We start from the raw sequence: 17,853 nt of genomic DNA on the forward strand, positions 1-17,853 counted from the left end.
GGAGACGGCTCAGGCCGACTTCAAGGTGCCCTTGGGGAGCACGTTGGCGATGGCACCCTTCTGCACGCGGATGCGCACGTTGTCGGCGATCTCGACGGTGATGAAGCTCTCGCCAAGTGCCACCACGGTGCCGGCGATGCCCCCGTTGGTCAGCACCTCGTCGCCGTTGGAGAGCTTCTCGAGCATCGCCCGGTGCTCCTTGGCGCGCTTCATCTGCGGGCGGATCATCAGGAAGTACATCACGCCGATCAGCAGGATCGGGAACAGCAGGCCGCCAAGGCCTCCGCCGAACAGGCCACCGGTCGGAGCGGCTGCGGCATGGGCTGGAGCGATCACGAGGTCGAGCAGGTTCATGTCGTTATCCGGAAGGGCTGAAAATAGCCGGGGATTATGGCATACGGCCGCCGGTCATCCCTGCCGGGCGGCGTGGAACGACTCCCGGAAGGCGGCGAAACCGCCCTGCTCGATCGCGGCCCTCATCCGGGCCATCAGGCGCTGGTAGTGCCGCAGGTTGTGCAGCGTGCCCAGCATCGGGCCGAGCATCTCGTTGCAGCGGTCCAGGTGGCGCAGGTAGCTGCGGCTGAAGCCATTGGCGCAGGCATGGCAGTCGCAGCCTTCTTCGATCGGGCGCAGGTCGTGCTCGTAGCGGGCGTTGCGGATGCGCACGACGCCCTGGTCAGTGAAGAAGTGGCCGTTGCGGGCGTTCCGGGTGGGCATCACGCAGTCGAACATGTCCACGCCACGCGCCACCGCCTCCACCAGGTCCTCAGGCCGCCCCACCCCCATCAGGTAGCGGGGGCGATCCTGGGGCAACTGCGGCGTGGTGTGCTCGAGCATCTCATTGCGCTCGGCCTCCGGCTCGCCGACCGCCAGGCCGCCGATCGCGTAGCCATCGAAGCCGATCTGCTTCAGCGCCTCCGCCGAGCGCGTGCGCAGGCCGTGGTGGACGCCGCCCTGGACGATGCCGAACAGGGCGGCATCGTTGCCCTCGTGCGCGCGCCGGCTGCGCTCGGCCCAGCGCAGGCTCAGTTCCATCGAAGCCCGCGCGACGTCCTCGGTCGCCGGATAGGGCGTGCACTCGTCAAAGATCATCACGATGTCCGAGCCGAGCACCTTCTGGATGTGCATGCTCTCTTCGGGCCCGAGGAACACCTTGCGGCCGTCGGTGGGCGCGGCGAAGGTCACGCCGGCCTCGGTGATCTTCCGCTTGTGGGCCAGCGAGAACACCTGGAAGCCGCCCGAGTCGGTCAGGATCGGCCGCTCCCAGCCCATGAACCGGTGCAGGCCGCCGTGGGCCTCGATCACCTCCAGTCCGGGGCGCAGGTACAGGTGGAAGGTATTGCCGAGGATGATCTCGGCGCCCAGCTCCCGAACCTGCTGCGGCAGCACCGCCTTGACCGATCCATAGGTGCCGACCGGCATGAACGCCGGCGTCTCGATGGTGCCGCTCGGGAACGACACCCGCCCCCGGCGCGCACCGCCGTCCGTGCCGAGGAGTTCGAAGGACATCCGACTGGCGGGACTGGCGCTCATGACCGCTCCTCCGGCAACAGCAACATGGCATCGCCGTAGGAGAAGAACCGGTAGCGCTGCTCGATCGCGTGCCGATAGGCCTCGGAGATGCGCGCCTTGCCGGCAAATGCGGAAACCATCATCAACAGCGTGCTCTCGGGGAGGTGGAAGTTGGTGACCAGCGCGTCGATCGAGCGGATCCGGTAGCCGGGCAGGATGAACAAGCGGCTCTCACCCGCGAACGGCTGCAGCTCGCCCTCCGGATGGCGGTCGGTCCGCTGCATCGCGGACTCCAGCGCACGCACCACGGTGGTACCGACGGCGACCACCCGGCGTCCGGCTGCACGCGTCCGCCGCACCTGTTCCACCAGTCCGGCGCCGACGTTGAGCCACTCGCTGTGCATCACGTGCTCGGACAGGTCGTCGGCACGGACCGGCTGGAACGTCCCCGCCCCCACGTGAAGCGTCACGTGGCCGAATTCGACACCCCGTGCCGCGAGGGCGTCCAGCAGGGGCTGGTCGAAATGCAGCCCGGCGGTCGGGGCGGCGACGGCGCCGGCCTGGCGCGCGAAAACGGTCTGGTAGCGCTCGGCATCATCCGCGCCCGGCTCGCGCTGGATATAGGGAGGCAAAGGCAGGCGGCCGGCGTGCAGGAGGTACTGCTCCAGCCCCGTCTGCACGTGGAAACGCAGGTGGTAGAACTCGCCGTCTCGCCCGATCACCTCCGCCTCGCCGCCTGCGTCCAGCTCGATACGCGCTCCGGCCTTCGGCGATTTGCTGACGCCCAGCTGGGCCCGCGCTTCCTGGCCACCGAGCATGCGCTCGATCAGGATTTCGACGCGGCCGCCGGTCTGTTTCCGGCCGAACAGCCGCGCCGGGATGACCCGGGTGTCGTTGAACACCAGCAGGTCACCCGCTTCGAGCAGGTCGGGCAGGTCCCGGAACACACGGTCGGATAAGGATGCCGGCGCGGGTGGGACCACCAACAGCCGGCTGGATGATCGCTCCGGGAGCGGTGCCTGGGCGATCAGGTCGGGCGGCAGCTCGTAGCTGAAATCGGACTTCTTCAAGATCAATGGCTTGGCAGGTGGCCCCGGGAACATCGGGCGCTGGAGCGGCTGGGCAACGGCACAGTGTAGCGATGGCGGGGGTTATGCCGCTTGGTCCAGCGTGATAGAATCCCGCAACTAATTGAATAGAAACGGAAAACGCTGCTGCGCGGTTGTGTCCGCGCATTTTTGTTTGCGACGTTGTCCACACCCTGGAGGATCCATCCCGATGTCCAGCACCGCCCACGACAATGCCGTCGTCGCCAAGCTCGCACCGTTGCGCGCCCATTCCGGCACCCGCCGCACCACCGGCCTCGACGACGCCACCCTCGCCCGCTTCGCCGGCAACGCCGAGCTGCAGGAAGCCGTCGAGGCGGCGGTCGCCGCCTACCAGCAGGCGAAGGACGAGTTCGGCGACCTGCTGGACCTCGACGAAGACGCCCAAGCGGCCCGTGTCCAGGAGGCTTACGTCAACTTCTACCAGGACGATGCGGTCAACCCGTACGTGGCGCTCGCCGCCCGCGGCCCTTGGATCGTCACCCTGAAGGGCGCCGTGCTGCATGACTCCGGCGGCTACGGCATGCTCGGCTTCGGCCACGCGCCGGCCAAGGTCATCGAAGCGATGGCCAAGCCGCAGGCGATGGCCAACATCATGACCCCCAGCCTGTCGCAGTTGCGCTTCGCCCAACTGCTGCGCGAGGCGATCGGCATCGGTCGCGAATGCCCGTACAGCAACTTCCTGTGCCTGAACTCGGGTTCCGAGTCGGTGACGCTTGCGGCGCGCATTGCCGACGCCAACGCCAAGGCGATGACCGACAAGGATGGCCGCCATGCCGGCCGCAGCATCAAGCGCGTCGTGGTCAAGGGCGGCTTCCACGGGCGTACCGACCGCCCGGCGCTGTACTCCGACTCCACCCGCAAGACCTACATGCAGTTCCTGGCCAGCTACCGGGGCGAGGACAGCGTCATCGCCGTGGCGCCCTACGACATCGATGCCCTGAAGAAGGTCTTCGCCGATGCCGACGCCAACGGCTGGTTCATCGAAGCGATGTTCCTGGAGCCGGTGATGGGTGAAGGCGACCCGGGCCGCAGCGTGCCCGTCGACTTCTACAACGCCGCGCGCGAGCTGACCCGCGAGCACGGCTCGCTGCTGCTGGTGGATTCCATCCAGGCCGGCCTGCGCGCCAACGGCGTGCTGTCGATCGTCGACTACCCGGGCTTCGAAGGCGTGGAAGCGCCCGACATGGAGACCTACTCCAAGGCCCTCAACGCCGGCCAGTACCCGCTGTCCGTCCTTGCCGTGGGTGAGCGCGCCGCCAAGTGCTACCGGAAGGGCCTGTACGGCAACACCATGACCAGCAATCCGCGCGCCCTCGACACCGCCTGCGCCGTGCTGGAACTGGTGACGCCGGAGCTGCGCGAGAACATTCGCGCCCGTGGCGCCGAAGCGCTGGAGAAGCTCGGCAAGCTGAAGGACGAGCTGGGTGGCCTGATCACCAAGGTCCAGGGCACCGGCCTGCTCTTCTCCTGCGAGCTCGCACCGGAGTTCAAGTGCTACGGCGCCGACTCCACCGAGGAGTGGCTGCGCCGCCACGGCATCGGCGTGATCCACGGCGGCACCAACTCGCTGCGCTTCACCCCGACCTTCACCATGACCAGCGAAGAGGTCGACCTGCTGGTGGGCATGGTCGCGCGGGCGCTGAGGGAAGGTCCGCGCAAGCAGCAGGAAGCTGCTGCCTGATTGCCTGACCTATCGCCACCTGCAGTTGCTTGACGGAAAGGCCGGGTTGCTCCCGGCCTTTTTCTTTTCGGTCTTTTCGCCGTTACCGCGCGGCGCGGCATGGGCCGGTCAGGTCAGCGCCTGAGCCGCCGCACCACCACGACGAGTACGACCAGCAGCAGGAAGACGCCGCCCCCAAGCAGGATCCGCAGGCGCAGGTCCGGCAGTGCGCTTCCGTCCACGGTCGCAACCGGCGGCAAGGGCCTGGCGTTCAACGCCGCATTCTCCGCGCCAGCCGAAACCTGCCATGCGCCATCCACGAGCTCGACACGCCCCGCCAGCGGCGGCAACTGAAGCTCCCGCCAGCGGATCCTGAGATCGCCGATGCGCGGCTCCAGCGGATTGTCCGAGCTCGCAAGGCCGTTGCCTTCGGGCTGGAAAGTGGCCGCCAGGTTGGCCGGCAAGCGACTGAAGGGGGGGCGGAACTCCTGCCACTGCCCCAGTGTCTTGAGCACCGACAGGTCCAGCGGTTTGCCATCCAGCGTCGCGCCCTCCGCCCACCAGCGGCGGCTCTCCAGCGGCACGCCCGGCACGTTCTCGTAGCCCTTGTCGAAGCCGGTCGAGTCGACCAGCCCCGACGACCACACCTGGCGATAGCCCCCATCGGGCTCGCGCTGCCACTGGAGCATCTCCACCCGGCGGTCCAGCCCGAACTGGTCGGTGCGCACCCCGAAATCCGGATCCTCCAGTACCTGCCCGGGTTCGGGCTCGCCCTGCGGCAGTGCTGCCTGCTGTCCCGATGCGATGGCCGGCAGCAGCAGCGCAACGGCCAGCGCGACGGCCACCGCGAGCCCCCGGGCGGCACGAATCATGCGCCCAGCGCCCTCGCCTGCAGGCTGGATACTTCGTGGGTGGTGCCAAAGCGCCCGCGTTCGTCCCGGGTCACCTGCGCCAGCGCGCAGTCCGGGTCATGGGTAAAGAACAGGTGCACGTTGCGCGCCTGCTTGTCGGCCAGGAAGGCCTTCTTCTCGTCGATCAGCAGTTCGGCGTCGCGGTCGTAGCCCATGGTGATCGGAACGTGCACCCATGGCCTTCCGGGGACGAGGTCGGCGCAGAACACCACCCCGCCATGAGCCTGGCCATCGACCCGTTCCGGCCCGACGATCTCCGCGAGCATCAGCCCCGGCGTGTGCCCATCGCTGTACTCGAAACGGACGGCGTCACCCAGCGTGCGGGAGTATTCGCCGTCGACCAGTTCCAATCGGCCCGTGGCTTCCAGCAGCGCCGGCAGCTCCGGAATGAAGCTCGCACGGTCGCGCGCGTGCGGGCCGGTCGCGCGCGCCCAGTGCCTGGCGCCGACGATGTAGCTCGCGTTCGGGAAGACCAGCCGCGGCGGCACCCCCTCCTCGTATGGCGCCAGGAGCCCGCCGGCGTGGTCGAAGTGCAGGTGTGACAGCACCACCACGTCGATGTCCTCCGGCCTGAATCCCGCCCGCTCCAGCGAGTCCAGCAGAACGTGGCGGTCTTCCACCACGCCGTATCGTTCGCGCAATCGCGGCTCGAAGAAGGCGCCGATCCCGGTCTCGAACAGGACCGTCTTCCCCGCAAGCGGCGTCGCCAGCAGCGCCCGACAGGCCAGGTCGATGCGGTTGAGCTCGTCGGGCGGTGACCACTTGGACCACATCGCCCTTGGCGCATTGCCGAACATCGCGCCGCCGTCGAGCTTCTGGCTGTTGCCGTTGATCGACCAGAGTTTCATGTCAGTCCTCCAGGACCACTTCCGCCGACCCCACGGGATTGCGCGGATCGGTACCACCTTCGAGGCGGTTGCCCTGTTTGTCCCACCATACGGTCTGCAGGTTGCCCCAGGTGTCTTCCCCGGCGTTGACGGTATGGCCCATCGCCCGCAACTTTTTCACCGTCGGTGGCGCCAGCGCATCGGGCTCGGCGGAGATCGCGTCGGGCATCCACTGGTGGTGGATCCGCGGCAGGGCCGCTACCTGCTGCGCCGAGAGGCCATCGTCGTAGCCGAGGATGCCGATCAGCACCTCGGTGATGATGCGGCTGCCCCCTGGCGCGCCGAGGATCGCGACCTGGTCGGCGGACTCCATGTAGGTGGGCGTCATCGAACTGAGCATGCGCTTGCCCGGCTCCACCGCGTTGGCGTCGAACCCCATCACGCCGAAGGCATTGGGCGTGCCCGGCTTGAGCGCGAAATCGTCCATTTCGTTGTTGAGCAGCACGCCGGTGCCCGGTGCGACCAGCCCGGAGCCGTACAGCAGGTTGACGGTCTGGGTGGTCGAGACGCGGTTGCCCTCGGTATCGATGATCGAGAAGTGCGTGGTCTCGTCGTCCTCCAGCGGCACCGGCTCGCCGGAGAGCAGCGTGCTGGGCGTGGCCTTCTCCGGATGGATCGTCGCACGCAGGCCGGCGGCGTAACGCCCGTCGGTGAGCAGCCCGAGCGGCATCTCCACGAAGTCGGGATCGCCCAGGTAGATGGTGCGGTCGCGGTAGGCGCGACGCATCGCTTCCACCACCAGGTGCGTGCGCTTGGCATCATCCAGTTCGGGCAGGTTCCAGCCTTCCAGGATCTGCAGCATCTGGGCCAGTGCGACCCCACCCGACGACGGTGGCGGCGCGGTCACGATGCGCCAGTCACGGTAGTCGAACACCACCGGCTCGCGCTCGCGGACGGTGTAGCCGGCAAGTTCCCCGGCACGCCAGTGGCCGCCCTCCTCCCTCACCGAGGCCAGCAGCTTGTCGGCCACCTCCCCGCGGTAGAAGCCATCGAAACCGCGTTCGGCGATGAGCTCCAGCGTCCGCGCAAGGTCCGGCTGCCTGAGGATCTCCCCGGCCTGCGGCGGATCACCATCGGCGAGGAACACCTCGCGCGTCCCTTGGTAGCGCTCCATCACCTCGCTGCGCCGCGCATAGCCGCGCTCCAGCCGAGGGTAGACCTCGAAACCTTCCCGCGCGATGCGGATGGCGGGCGCGAGCGACTCGGCCAGCGGCAGCCGCCCGTACTTCTCCGAGACGTGCACCAGTGCCGCCGGCAGCCCCGGGATGCCTGCCGACCACGGGCCGTTCGTGGCGCGGTCGCGGTCCAGCTCGCCATCCTCGTCGAGGTAGGCCTCGGGAGTGGCTGCCGCAGGCGCCGTTTCGCGCGCGTCCACGAAGACATCTCGTCCGGTGGACGCATCGTGCAGCAGGAAGAACCCGCCGCCGCCGATGCCCGAGCTGATCGGCTCGACCACCGACAACGTGGCCGAGACCGCGACCGCCGCGTCGAAGGCGTTGCCGCCGGCGGCCACGACGTCCAACCCCGCCTGGGTGGCCAGCGAGTGCGCGCTGGCGATGGCGACGCCGGGGGGCGTGCGGGTTTCCTGCGGCGCGGCCGCGGCTGCCTGGACCCCCGTACCGGTATCGGTACCGGTGGCGCAGGCGCCAACGGCAGTGGAAAGGAAGCCAACCAGCAATACCGTCTTCAGCGCCATGCGCATCGGCCTACTCCTGTTGCAACCGGGCCAGCTTGGCCAGCAGTTGTTCGTGGGTCTCGGGGATCTCGGGATCCGGATCGATGCACTCGACCGGACACACCACCACGCACTGTGGCTCGTCGAAATGTCCGACGCATTCGGTGCAGCGGGCCGGATCGATCACGTAGATGGTCTCGCCCTGCGAGATCGCCTGGTTCGGGCAAGCCGGCTCACAGACGTCGCAGTTGACGCAAAGCTCGTTGATCTTGAGGGACATGGGGGATGGGCGGCGCGTACACCGCCCGGTACTCCTGTGTGCCGGGTGCGGCTGGCCGCACCCGGACGTTCACCGCAGCCGGATTACTTGGCCTCGACGAACTGGTAGTTCACGCCGGCCGGCTCGACGGCTTCGCGCACGCGCTCGCTGTCGGCCGCATCGCCGATGAAGATCACCCGGACGCCCTTCATCGAGGCGGGGTCCACCTGGGCGAAGGCGCCGACGACGATGTCGGCCATCATGGTGGATTCGGGGGAGCCGAACGCCACCAGGTTGCCCTCGACGATGCCACGCTGCATGGCCAGCTCGACTTCTTCCTTCAGACGGTCATGGGCGCCTTGGAATCCTTCGCTGTCGCTGGAGGGCAGGTAGTACAGGTACGGGCTGTTGCTGGTGTCGCCGATGTTGCGGCGGACAACGTCGGTCAGGTAGGCGCCCCACTCCTCATCGCCGTTGGTGGTCGGTGCGGCCATCGGCGCCTGCGCCTCGGCGACTTCCGCCTGCGGGGCCTCCTTGTCGCAGGCCGCCAGCACCGGCATGGAAAGGAGGGCGATCAGCATCAGTCGGGTCGTGGTTTTCATGTGGTTTCCCCAGTGGTGTCTTGGATGGTCAGGCATGGGTGCGTTGCCATTGGGCCTGCAACGCGTCGGCCACCGCCGGGGGCACGAAACCCGAGACATCGCCACCCAGGCGGGAGATCTCGCGTACCAGCGATGATGAAATGAAGCCGTATTGCTCGGCGGGCGTCAGGAACAGGGTCTCGACATCCGGGATCAGGTGGCGGTTCATGCTCGCCATCTGGAACTCGTACTCGAAATCGGAGACCGCGCGCAGGCCGCGAAGCAGGACCCCGGCTCCGATCCCTGACACGAAATGGGCCAGCAGCGACTGGAAGCCCTGCACCTCGACGTTGTCGTGGTGCGACAGCGCGCCCTGGGCCAGTTGCACGCGCAATTCCAGCGGCAGCGCGGGCCGTTTGGTGGGGCTCTCGGCCACGCCGATGACCAGCCGGTCGAACAGCGGCGCGGCGCGATCCACCAGGTCCACGTGGCCGTTGGTGATCGGGTCGAACGTGCCGGGATAGACGGCAATGCGGTTGCGGGCCGAGGTCATTCGATACCGGGTTCGGATGGACGGGTGCCCGGGCTGGCCGGGACGTGCCCAAGTGTATCAACCGGCGCGCCGGGTTCGCCCGACGGGGCGGGCAGGCGCCGGTAGAGCACGTGGGCCACCTCGCGGGTGGTGCCCTGGCGGTGCATCACCCACCCCGCGGGGGCGGTGACCGGCAGTCCCGCCGGCGACTCGACATACAGCCACGCCCCGGCACCCAGCAGCGGATCCACCGCCGCCAGCGCCTGCTCCCAGAGCCCCGCCGGGAACGGCGGATCGAGGAAGGCGATGTCGAACGACCCGCGCGGCTGGGCCGGCAGCCAGGCCAGCGCATCGGCCTGCACCACGGTGGCCGCCTCGCCGCCCGGCAGGCGCGCGGCGACCTGCGCCAGGGCCGTGGCAAGCAGCGGATCGCGCTCGACCAGCGTCGCCGTTGCCGCGCCCCGCGACAGTGCCTCCAGCCCCAGTGCGCCGCTGCCGGCGAACAGGTCGAGCACCCGCGCCCCCGGCAGCACCGGCATCAGCCAGTTGAACAGGGTTTCGCGCACGCGGTCGGAGGTCGGGCGCAAGCCTTCGATGTCGGCGACGGGAAGCTTGCTGCCGCGCCAACGGCCCCCGATCAGGCGGACCTGGCCCGGCGCGTGGAGATGTCTGGACGCACGCCCGCGGGGGCGGCCGGAGCTGTCTTTCTTCATGGGTGGCGCATGCGCCCCGGTGCTAGCATGTGCGGCATTCTCGCGCATTCGTGATACCACCTGTCGATGGTCAGCTTCTTCCGCCGCAAAAAGCCGGAATCGTCCGAGCGTCGCTACAGCACAGAAGAGCTGGCGGCGGCGTTTCCTGACGCCCAGCCCCCCTCCGACAAGCGAGAAGCGCCGCGGAAGGACGAAGCCGAAACGGGCAAGGCGCCGCCCGCACCGCTCGCACCTCCCGCCGGCGCCCCCGCCGATGATCAACGCGATACGGGCCGCCCGCGCGCGGAGTCGCCGGAAGTAGGCGCGGCTGCCGACACGACCGCGGAAGCCACGCCGCCTCCGCCGGTCAGCCCGCCACCCGCGGATGTGCCCGCGCCCTCCCCGGCGCCGCCAGCACCGAGGCCGATCGAGGAGCCTGACTACAGCTCCTGGATCGGACAGACCACCGACAAGCCGGCCGCACCGGCGGGCAAACTCGGCTGGCGCGAGCGCCTGCATGGCAGCGCCTTCGCGCGCAGTTTCGGCGGGTTGTTCTACTCCAACCCCAAGCTCGACGATGCGCTGCTGGACGACATCGAGACCGCGCTGATCACGGCCGACGTCGGCATGACGGCCACCACCGAGGTGGTGGAAGGCCTGCGCAAGCGCATGAAATCGCGCGAGTTCGCCGATGCGCAGGCCCTGCTCAAGGCCCTGCGCGCGGACCTGCTGTCGCTGCTGAAGCCGGTCAGCGTCCCGCTCGAGATCGACTCCAGCGCGCGCCCGTTCGTGCTGCTGACGGTGGGTGTCAATGGCGTCGGCAAGACGACGACCATCGGCAAGCTCGCCAAGCGCTTCCGCGACGAAAACCGCCCGCTGATGCTCGCCGCCGGCGATACCTTCCGCGCCGCGGCCGTGGCACAGCTTCAGGCCTGGGGCGAGCGCAACAGCGTGCCGGTGATCGCCCAAGGCCAGAACGCCGATCCCGCTTCGGTCGCCTTCGATGCCCTGCAGGCGGCCAAGGCCCGGGGCACCGAAGTACTCATCGCCGATACCGCCGGTCGCCTGCACACCCAGCAGGGCCTGATGGCCGAGCTCGGCAAGATCCGGCGGGTACTGCGGAAGGTCGACCCCACTGCCCCGCACGAGGTGCTGATGGTGATCGACGGCACCACCGGCCAGAACGCCCTTTCTCAGTTGCGCCAGTTCCATGCCGCCGTCGGCGTGACCGGGCTGGTGGTGACCAAGCTCGATGGCACCGCAAAGGGTGGCGTGGTGTTCGCACTGGCACGCGAGTTCGGCATCCCGATCCGCTTCGCCGGCATCGGTGAGCGTCCGGAGGACCTGCGCGTGTTCGATGCGGAGGCCTTCGTCGACGCCCTGCTGCCGGAGACGCTCGGCGCCTAGCGCCGGCTCCCCGTGTCCGTGGGCGCCACGCCAGCGCCGGATCGCTCCGACCCCGGTCCCCGCCGCCGCTGGCGCACCCTTCTCATCGTGGCCGCGGTGCTGGCGGCGTTGCTGCTGGCGTTCGCGTTCTGGTTCAGCCGCCCCTCCCAGGTCGCGCGGCTGGTGCTCGGCCAGGCGGGTAGCGCACTCGGCCTGGAAATCACCTCTTCAGGAGCGAGCGAGTACCGGCTGCGCGGCACGCCGCACCTGGTGGTCCGCGATGTCGTTGCACGCATGCCCGGCGCATCCGAGCCGCTGCTGGTCGCCGAGCGCCTGCGCCTCTCCCTGCCGTGGTCGACCCTGCGCGCGCGTGGCGCCGACCTGACGGTGGAGCGGGTCGAGGCCGACGCCCCCCGGCTGGACATCGAAATGCTCGGCAGATGGCTCGACAGCCGCCCGCCCTCCACCACCGATCCACGCATCCCGACCCTGACCGAAGGCCTGCACATCGTGCGGGGGCAAGTCATCGGCAGCGGCTGGAGCATCGAGGGCGTCAACATCGACCTGCCGTCGCTGGCGCCCTCCGCTCCGGTGGCGGCACGCGTGGACGGCCGGTTCGTCAATGGCGACACTTCGGTACCGTTCGACCTGCAATTGGCACTGACCGCACCTTCGCAGGATGCCGCCCTCGGCGCGTCCGGCATCGCCACCGTGGTCACCCCGGACTGGCGCCTCGCGCTCAAGCCCACGCTGTCGGGGCTGCTGTTCCAGGGTGAAAACGGCTTCGGCCTGGACCGCATGCGTTTCGCATCACCGTCGCGTCTGACCCTGCCGGACCAGTCGCACCGGTTTGCACTCGGGCTTGCAGGTCCGCTGCGCTACCGGGACGGCATGCTCTCGATCGAGCCCATGGGCCTGGCGACGCGCGGCGGCGGCCTCGTGCCCACGCTGGCGGCATCCGGCGGTTTCGCATGGCAGGAACACCTCTCGCTGCAACTGGGCGGCGAGTTCGCAGGGTGGCCGGAGGCATGGCCCGTCTTGCCGGAGCCACTGGCGCGGCCTTCTGACGCGATGCCGTTCCGGCTCACCTATTCCGGTGCCACGAACCTGTCGGGGCCGGCGCACCTGGAACTGGCCACCGAAGGCAGCACGCCCGGCACCACCCGGCTTGCCGGCGATTTCCGCCTGCCGGAAATCCTCGAATGGCTGGAACAGCTCGACCGTGGCAATCCGCTCCCGCCGGTCGACGGCACGTTTGAAACACCGCGCCTCGAACTTGCGGGTGCAACGCTGCACGGCGTCAGGGTCGAGATGAGCGACGGCAGCGACGAGGCGGGAGCCGGCTCGGAATGAGTTCCGTCGGTGACGGTTTTTCTTCGGGGTTGCTGGCCTGGTTCGACCACAGCGGGCGCCACGACCTGCCATGGCAGCACCCGCGCACCCCGTACCGGGTCTGGCTGTCGGAGATCATGCTGCAGCAGACCCAGGTCCGCACCGCCGCCCCCTACTTCGAGCGCTTCGTCGCCGCCCTGCCCGATGTCCCCGCGCTGGCGGGTGCGCCGCAGGAGCAGGTACTGGCGCTGTGGTCGGGGCTTGGCTACTACGCGCGCGCCCGGAACCTGCATGCCGCCGCGCAGCGTTGCGTCGAGATACACGACGGCGATCTCCCGCGGGACCTGGACGCACTGGTCGCCCTGCCCGGCATCGGCCGCAGCACCGCTGCCGCGATCCTCGCCCAGGCCTGGGGCGACCGCCACGCCATCCTCGATGGCAACGTCAAGCGCGTGCTCGCCCGCTACCACGGCATCGAAGGCTGGCCGGGCAGACCGGCGGTGGAAAAACAGCTCTGGGCCCTGGCGGAAAACCACCTGCCCCACGAGCGCCTGGCCGACTACACCCAGGCGCAGATGGACCTCGGGGCCACCCTCTGCACCCGCGCCAACCCCGCCTGCGTGCTGTGTCCCCTGCGAGACGGCTGCGTCGCACGCATCGAGGGACGCACCGGCGAGCTGCCAACGGCGCGGCCGACACGCAGCGTGCCCCAAAGGCAGGCCGATGTGCTCTGGCTGGAAGACGCCGACGGCCGCGTGCTGCTCCAGCAGCGCCCGCCCAGCGGCATCTGGGCGTCGCTCTGGAGCCTGCCGCAGGCGGAAGACGATGCGGGGGCGACGTTGTGGCTGGACACGCACATCGACAGCCACGCCCGGCAGGCGGAGCCCGAGCCCCTGCAGCCGGTCGACCACGCCTTCACCCACTTCAAGTTGCAGTTGCGCCCGCGCCGGCTGCGTGGCGTCGAACTGCGGCCCGCCGTGCGCGACAATGGCGCCCTGCGCTGGGTGACGCGCGAAGACATGCAGTCGCTCGGCATCCCCGCCCCGATTCGCCGGCTGCTGGAAGCCGGCTGATCCACCATCGAAGGCCCGCCATGCCCCGTTCCGTCCATTGCGAATACGAGAAGCGCGAAACCGAAGGGCTGGATTTCGTCCCCTGGCCCGGCGAAGCCGGCAAACGCGTCTATGCCCACATCGGCAAGCAGGCCTGGGCGGCATGGCTGGCGCACCAGACCATGCTCATCAACGAAAACCGCCTGTCACCGATGAACCCCGAGCACCGCAAGTTCCTCGAACAGCAGATGATCAAGTTCCTGTTCGAGGGCGGCGCCGACAAGGTCGCAGGTTACGTTCCGCCGGAAACCTGATCGCGGGCGGCCTTCTCCGCTTCGCGCACCGCATCGACATCGATCGGCTGGATCTGCTCGATCCTGCACGGGATGTCGATCGCATTGCGGTCCAGCACGGTGACGTTGTCGAAGCCCGCGTGCACCGTCCCGGACTGGTCGCCCAGGCTGATCGCCCGCGCGTACTGCAAGCCGGGGCAGCTCCCCGACAAGGTCAGCAGGTAGGCCGTCCGTGGGCGCGTGTGCACCACGATCGACGAGTCGTCCACCGGCGACCAGCTGTGCAGCGTGCCGAAGTGGTGGAAGCTCCTGACCGGCTCGCCGGCATGGGTGCGGTGGATTTCACCACGTTGCTCATCAGTCAGGCTGCCGCCCGTGGCGCAACCCGCGAGCAGCGCGACCGCGATCGCAAGTACAGAGAACCGCTTCGGATCCAGCTTGTTCATACCGACTCCTTCCAGCGCTTGGACATGCAAAGCACGATGCGCGCATCGAGGGCAAGCTTCAGCACGACCGCCCGACGACGTTCAGCGCACATCCCGCTTGCCAGTCCTGTTCCGGCCCCGTATCATTCCGCTCCTTCGCACGGCCTGCCGTGATGCAAGTCCGGCCGGGTAGCTCAGTTGGTAGAGCAGGGGATTGAAAATCCCCGTGTCGGGGGTTCGATTCCCTCCCCGGCCACCATCTTGGTGGCGTGTGAAACGTAGGCCCTGCAAGGCTCTTTGCCTCGCGGGGTTTTTTGTTTTCAGGCACGGGTCGGCTGGCGCTGCAGCATATGTGCAGCTCGTTCCTGCTTTGGCCCAATACGTCAGGCAACCGCCTCGAGCTCGTGCTGGACAGCCTCTTCGATCAAGGCGTTCAAGCTCGTGCCTCGCGCAGCAGCCGCAACCGTAGCCTTCTCATGCACCGAGGGGTCAAGCCTCATCTGGAACTTGCCCGAGAAGTTCCTGCGTGGAGCGATACCACGTTCGCGGCAAACCTCAAGGAACAAGGTCAGGGAGTTGCGCCCCTCTTCGAAAAGTGCCGCCACGTTGTCGGCGTAGAAGTCCGCGCCGCCGTTGAGCCCGATGAACTCGCCACGCAGAAGATTTGTTTCGGGGTCATAGCTGACCACCGCGCTGTAACCGTCAATGTCGAGAACGTTTCGCATGCTCATGGTGTCACTCCGTTTGCTTCAAGCCACTTCTTTACGCTGACCACGGCGCCCTTATCGGCATCAGGCGACGGATGCGGCCTATGGAACACTTGTACCTGGCTCTTCCAGATGAAGGCGACCCGAGAACCTTCCCGCTCCTCCCTGTCCGCACCAAGCACCACCAAAAGGGCCTCAATGTCGCTCCACCGGATCGACCCGGATACGGGACGGGCAAAGATGGCTTCCAATGTCTTGGCATGCTTCCGTTTCATTCGGTAGATAGTACTACCTTTCGGTACCACGTCAACTTGGCTTGCGGTGCGGCCGCTGCCGAGGCGGCCACAGCGAAAGGCAAGACCGGCGCTACCCCGCCCCCACCATGCGCCGTAGTATCCTCCGGGTCCCGCTCGAAGGAAGTACGGCATGAAGGCACTCCGCCCGACCCCCTTGATCCGCTGGCTGGCCGCGCTCGTCGTGGTCGGCCTGCTGGCCGCCTGCGCCAGCGGTCCGGTGCGGCGCGTGTCCGAGCCGTCGGCGAGGATCCAGCAATTGACCGTGCTCGCCGATGGCAGCTGGTCGGTCGAGCTGCGGATCGAGAACTTCAGCAGCATTCCGATGCGCTTCGACTCGCTGGACATCGACGTGCAGTTGGACGGACACGAGGCCGGCGCGCTGCGGGCCAGCCCCGCCCTGACCATCGGGCCGGAATCCGCCGACGTCACCTCGCTGCAGTTGCAGCCCTCCACTGCCGCCAAGCTGGCCGTCGCCGACGCGCTCGCAGGTCGCGGCAGCATCGGCTATTCGCTGGAGGGCTCGGTCACCGCCACGCCTGACGAAGAGCGGCAGCGCGAGTTCGAGATAGAGCGCAGCAGCGCCCTGTCGCCGGCCCCCGGTCTGCCCGGCGTGTTGCGCTGAGGCAGACGCCCGCCATTTTCCATCCGTCCGCCATCGGCGGCACCCGGCACCCCACGAAACGAGGTCGAGATGAGCCAGTACAAAGCCCCCTTGCGCGACATGCAGTTCGCCCTGTTCGACGTGGTCGGCGCCGAAGCCGAGTTCGCGCGGCTGGGCTTCTCCGATGCCAACCGGGAGCTGGTGGAGGCGGTGCTGGAGGAAAGCGCGCGTTTCGCCGAGAACGTGCTGGCTCCGCTCAACGAGGTCGGGGACCGCGAAGGCTGCACCCATGACAAGGCCACCGGCACCGTCACCACGCCCACGGGCTTCAAGCAGGCCTACCAGCAGTACGTCGAGGGTGGCTGGACCGGCCTGGTATCGGCAGTGGAGTACGGCGGCCAGGGCTTGCCGCAGGCGGTGGGCTTCCCGCAGAAGGAAATGATCGATGCGGCCAACCTGGCCTGGGGCAACTTCCCGCTGCTCTCCCACGGCGCCACCGAAGCCCTGCTCCATCACGGCGAGGACTGGCAGCGCGAGGTCTTCCTCAAGCCGCTGACGGAGGGACGCTGGACCGGCACCATGTGCCTGACCGAGCCCCACTGCGGTACCGACCTGGGCATGCTCAAGACGCGCGCCGAACCCAACGAGGACGGCAGCTACGCCATCACCGGCACCAAGATCTTCATCACCGCCGGCGAGCACGACCTCACCGACAACATCGTGCACCTGGTGCTCGCGCGCCTGCCCGACGCACCGGCCGGGACCAAGGGCATCTCGCTGTTCGTGGTGCCCAAGAAGCGTGTCGCCCGCGACGGCACCGTCGGAGACGCCAACGAAGTGCGCTGCGGCAGCATCGAGCACAAGATGGGCATCCATGGCTCGGCCACCTGCGTGATCAACTTCGACGGTGCGCAGGGTTACCTGGTCGGCCAGCCCAACAAGGGCATGAGCGGCATGTTCACCATGATGAATGCCGCACGCTTGGCGGTCGGCCTGCAGGGGCTCGGGCTTTCGGACCGGGCGCTGCAGAATGCGCTGGCCTACTCGCGCGAGCGCCTGCAGATGCGTTCGCTGTCCGGCCCGAAGTTCCCGGAGAAACCGGCCGACCCGATCATCGTGCATCCGGACGTGCGCCGCATGCTGCTGACCTGCAAGGCGCTGGTGGAGGGTGGCCGGGTGATGAGCTACCACGCCGGCCTGCTGATCGACACCGCCCAGCACGCCAGCGATGAGGGCGAACGCCAACAGGCCGATGCCCTGGTGGGCTTCATGACCCCCATCGTCAAGGCCTGCCTCACCGAATGGGGCGTGGAGTGCACCTACCACGCGCTGCAGTGCTACGGCGGCCACGGTTACATCGCCGAGCACGGCATGGAACAACTGGCCCGCGATGCCCGCATCACCACCCTCTATGAAGGCACCACCGGCATCCAGGCGCTGGACCTGATGGGGCGCAAGGTCATGCAGTTGCAGGGCGCAGGGCTGAAGGTGTTCCTTGGCATGGTCGGGGCCTTCTGCAAGGAACATGCGGGCAACCCGGCAGTCGCCGGGCTGCTCGGCACGTTGCAGGAAAAGGCGGCCGAATGGCAGCAGCTGACCCGGCAGGTCGCCGAGCGCGCGGCCGCCAACCCCGAAGAAATCGGTGCCGCCGCCTACGACTACCTGATGTACTCCGGCTACGTCGCGCTGGCCTATTGGTGGGCGCGAAGCGTGGTGGCGGCCGAAGCCTCCTCGCATCCCGAAGCATTCAAGGCGGCCAAACGCGAGACGGCGCGGTTCTATTTCGACCGCATCCTGCCACGCACGCTCGCGCACGCGGCAGGCATCACCGCCGGCGCCGGGTCGCTGATGACGCTGGACGCCGCACACTTCGACGCCTGAGCCCCCGCCGGGGCCGTCACCGGCCCCGGTGTCCAATTGCAACGCAACGGGGGTATGCTCGG

The 17,853-nt window shown here is 68.3% G+C and carries 20 protein-coding genes and 1 tRNA gene; 8 read left to right on the forward strand and 13 right to left on the reverse strand.

Annotation, left to right across the window (positions count from 1 at the left end):
* Positions 1-9: 9 nt before the first annotated feature.
* The 3 genes from yajC to queA are packed head-to-tail and all read right to left on the reverse strand — an operon-like array spanning position 10 to position 2,615.
* Positions 10-354: a preprotein translocase subunit YajC gene (yajC, locus tag B5D37_RS03730; RefSeq protein ID WP_078757317.1), complete on the reverse strand. Its 345-nt coding sequence runs from the start codon at positions 352-354 to the stop codon at positions 10-12.
* Between the two features lie 54 nt (positions 355-408).
* Positions 409-1,533: a tRNA guanosine(34) transglycosylase Tgt gene (tgt, locus tag B5D37_RS03735; protein WP_078757318.1), complete on the reverse strand. Its 1,125-nt coding sequence runs from the start codon at positions 1,531-1,533 to the stop codon at positions 409-411.
* Positions 1,530-2,615, reverse strand: coding sequence for a tRNA preQ1(34) S-adenosylmethionine ribosyltransferase-isomerase QueA (gene queA / locus B5D37_RS03740; protein WP_078757319.1), 1,086 nt, complete (start codon positions 2,613-2,615; stop codon positions 1,530-1,532). The genes tgt and queA overlap by 4 nt, the downstream gene beginning before the upstream one ends.
* Before the next feature lie 175 nt (positions 2,616-2,790).
* On the opposite strand from queA, the gene B5D37_RS03745 reads away from it, so the two are divergent.
* The gene (locus B5D37_RS03745; protein WP_078757320.1) at positions 2,791-4,302 is read left to right on the forward strand and encodes an aminotransferase class III-fold pyridoxal phosphate-dependent enzyme; all 1,512 of its coding nucleotides are present in this window, start codon (positions 2,791-2,793) and stop codon (positions 4,300-4,302) included.
* A 113-nt stretch (positions 4,303-4,415) separates the two neighbouring features.
* Here B5D37_RS03745 and B5D37_RS03750 read toward each other — a convergent pair whose 3' ends face one another.
* From B5D37_RS03750 to rsmD, 7 genes are all read right to left on the reverse strand, one after another.
* Positions 4,416-5,153, reverse strand: a complete 738-nt coding sequence (locus B5D37_RS03750; RefSeq protein WP_078757321.1) for a TMEM43 family protein — start codon at positions 5,151-5,153, stop codon at positions 4,416-4,418.
* Entirely contained in the window at positions 5,150-6,040 is an 891-nt protein-coding gene (locus tag B5D37_RS03755; RefSeq protein WP_078757322.1) for an MBL fold metallo-hydrolase, read from the reverse strand. The genes B5D37_RS03750 and B5D37_RS03755 overlap by 4 nt, the downstream gene beginning before the upstream one ends.
* Before the next feature lies 1 nt (position 6,041).
* Positions 6,042-7,781: a gamma-glutamyltransferase gene (gene ggt / locus B5D37_RS03760; RefSeq protein WP_078757323.1), complete on the reverse strand. Its 1,740-nt coding sequence runs from the start codon at positions 7,779-7,781 to the stop codon at positions 6,042-6,044.
* Positions 7,782-7,785: 4 nt separating this feature from the next.
* Positions 7,786-8,034 (reverse strand): YfhL family 4Fe-4S dicluster ferredoxin, encoded by a 249-nt coding sequence (locus B5D37_RS03765; protein ID WP_078757324.1) that lies wholly within the window; start codon positions 8,032-8,034, stop codon positions 7,786-7,788.
* 83 nt (positions 8,035-8,117) lie between these two features.
* Complete coding sequence (locus B5D37_RS03770; RefSeq protein WP_078757325.1) at positions 8,118-8,615, reverse strand: hypothetical protein; 498 nt, start codon at positions 8,613-8,615, stop codon at positions 8,118-8,120.
* Between the two features lie 28 nt (positions 8,616-8,643).
* Positions 8,644-9,147 (reverse strand): pantetheine-phosphate adenylyltransferase, encoded by a 504-nt coding sequence (gene coaD / locus B5D37_RS03775; RefSeq protein WP_078757326.1) that lies wholly within the window; start codon positions 9,145-9,147, stop codon positions 8,644-8,646.
* The gene (gene rsmD / locus B5D37_RS03780) at positions 9,144-9,839 is read right to left on the reverse strand and encodes a 16S rRNA (guanine(966)-N(2))-methyltransferase RsmD (protein ID WP_078757327.1); all 696 of its coding nucleotides are present in this window, start codon (positions 9,837-9,839) and stop codon (positions 9,144-9,146) included. The genes coaD and rsmD overlap by 4 nt, the downstream gene beginning before the upstream one ends.
* A gap of 66 nt (positions 9,840-9,905) precedes the next feature.
* Here rsmD and ftsY point away from each other — a divergent pair, with 66 nt between their 5' ends.
* Genes ftsY through B5D37_RS03800 form a run of 4 tightly spaced genes read left to right on the forward strand, consistent with a single transcriptional unit; the run spans position 9,906 to position 13,902 of the window.
* Positions 9,906-11,225: a signal recognition particle-docking protein FtsY gene (ftsY, locus tag B5D37_RS03785; RefSeq protein WP_078757328.1), complete on the forward strand. Its 1,320-nt coding sequence runs from the start codon at positions 9,906-9,908 to the stop codon at positions 11,223-11,225.
* Positions 11,226-11,237: 12 nt separating this feature from the next.
* On the forward strand, positions 11,238-12,557 hold the full coding sequence (locus B5D37_RS03790; protein WP_159447333.1) for an AsmA family protein: 1,320 nt from the start codon (positions 11,238-11,240) through the stop codon (positions 12,555-12,557).
* Positions 12,554-13,609 (forward strand): A/G-specific adenine glycosylase, encoded by a 1,056-nt coding sequence (mutY, locus tag B5D37_RS03795; protein ID WP_078757330.1) that lies wholly within the window; start codon positions 12,554-12,556, stop codon positions 13,607-13,609. Before B5D37_RS03790 ends, mutY begins: the two co-directional genes overlap by 4 nt.
* A gap of 20 nt (positions 13,610-13,629) precedes the next feature.
* On the forward strand, positions 13,630-13,902 hold the full coding sequence (locus B5D37_RS03800; RefSeq protein ID WP_078757331.1) for an oxidative damage protection protein: 273 nt from the start codon (positions 13,630-13,632) through the stop codon (positions 13,900-13,902).
* On the opposite strand, the gene B5D37_RS03805 is transcribed toward B5D37_RS03800, so the two are convergent.
* Positions 13,881-14,327, reverse strand: a complete 447-nt coding sequence (locus B5D37_RS03805) for a DUF6491 family protein (RefSeq protein WP_078757332.1) — start codon at positions 14,325-14,327, stop codon at positions 13,881-13,883. The two genes, B5D37_RS03800 and B5D37_RS03805, sit on opposite strands and share 22 nt — an antisense overlap.
* Before the next feature lie 162 nt (positions 14,328-14,489).
* Between B5D37_RS03805 and B5D37_RS03810 the strand changes: the two genes are divergently transcribed.
* Positions 14,490-14,565: transfer RNA gene (locus B5D37_RS03810), tRNA-Phe, on the forward strand.
* A gap of 124 nt (positions 14,566-14,689) precedes the next feature.
* Here B5D37_RS03810 and B5D37_RS03815 read toward each other — a convergent pair.
* Both B5D37_RS03815 and B5D37_RS03820 read right to left on the reverse strand, forming a co-directional pair.
* Positions 14,690-15,037: a type II toxin-antitoxin system HicB family antitoxin gene (locus tag B5D37_RS03815; RefSeq protein ID WP_234987684.1), complete on the reverse strand. Its 348-nt coding sequence runs from the start codon at positions 15,035-15,037 to the stop codon at positions 14,690-14,692.
* Positions 15,034-15,288 (reverse strand): type II toxin-antitoxin system HicA family toxin, encoded by a 255-nt coding sequence (locus tag B5D37_RS03820; protein WP_078757333.1) that lies wholly within the window; start codon positions 15,286-15,288, stop codon positions 15,034-15,036. Before B5D37_RS03820 ends, B5D37_RS03815 begins: the two co-directional genes overlap by 4 nt.
* A 151-nt stretch (positions 15,289-15,439) precedes the next feature.
* Here B5D37_RS03820 and B5D37_RS03825 point away from each other — a divergent pair, with 151 nt between their 5' ends.
* Positions 15,440-15,931, forward strand: coding sequence for an LEA/WHy family protein (locus B5D37_RS03825; protein ID WP_078757334.1), 492 nt, complete (start codon positions 15,440-15,442; stop codon positions 15,929-15,931).
* 69 nt (positions 15,932-16,000) lie between these two features.
* Complete coding sequence (locus B5D37_RS03830) at positions 16,001-17,791, forward strand: acyl-CoA dehydrogenase C-terminal domain-containing protein (RefSeq protein WP_078757335.1); 1,791 nt, start codon at positions 16,001-16,003, stop codon at positions 17,789-17,791.
* Positions 17,792-17,853 lie beyond the last annotated feature (62 nt).

Source organism: Lysobacter spongiicola DSM 21749, assembly GCF_900167055.1.
Classification (GTDB): domain Bacteria; phylum Pseudomonadota; class Gammaproteobacteria; order Xanthomonadales; family Xanthomonadaceae; genus Novilysobacter; species Novilysobacter spongiicola.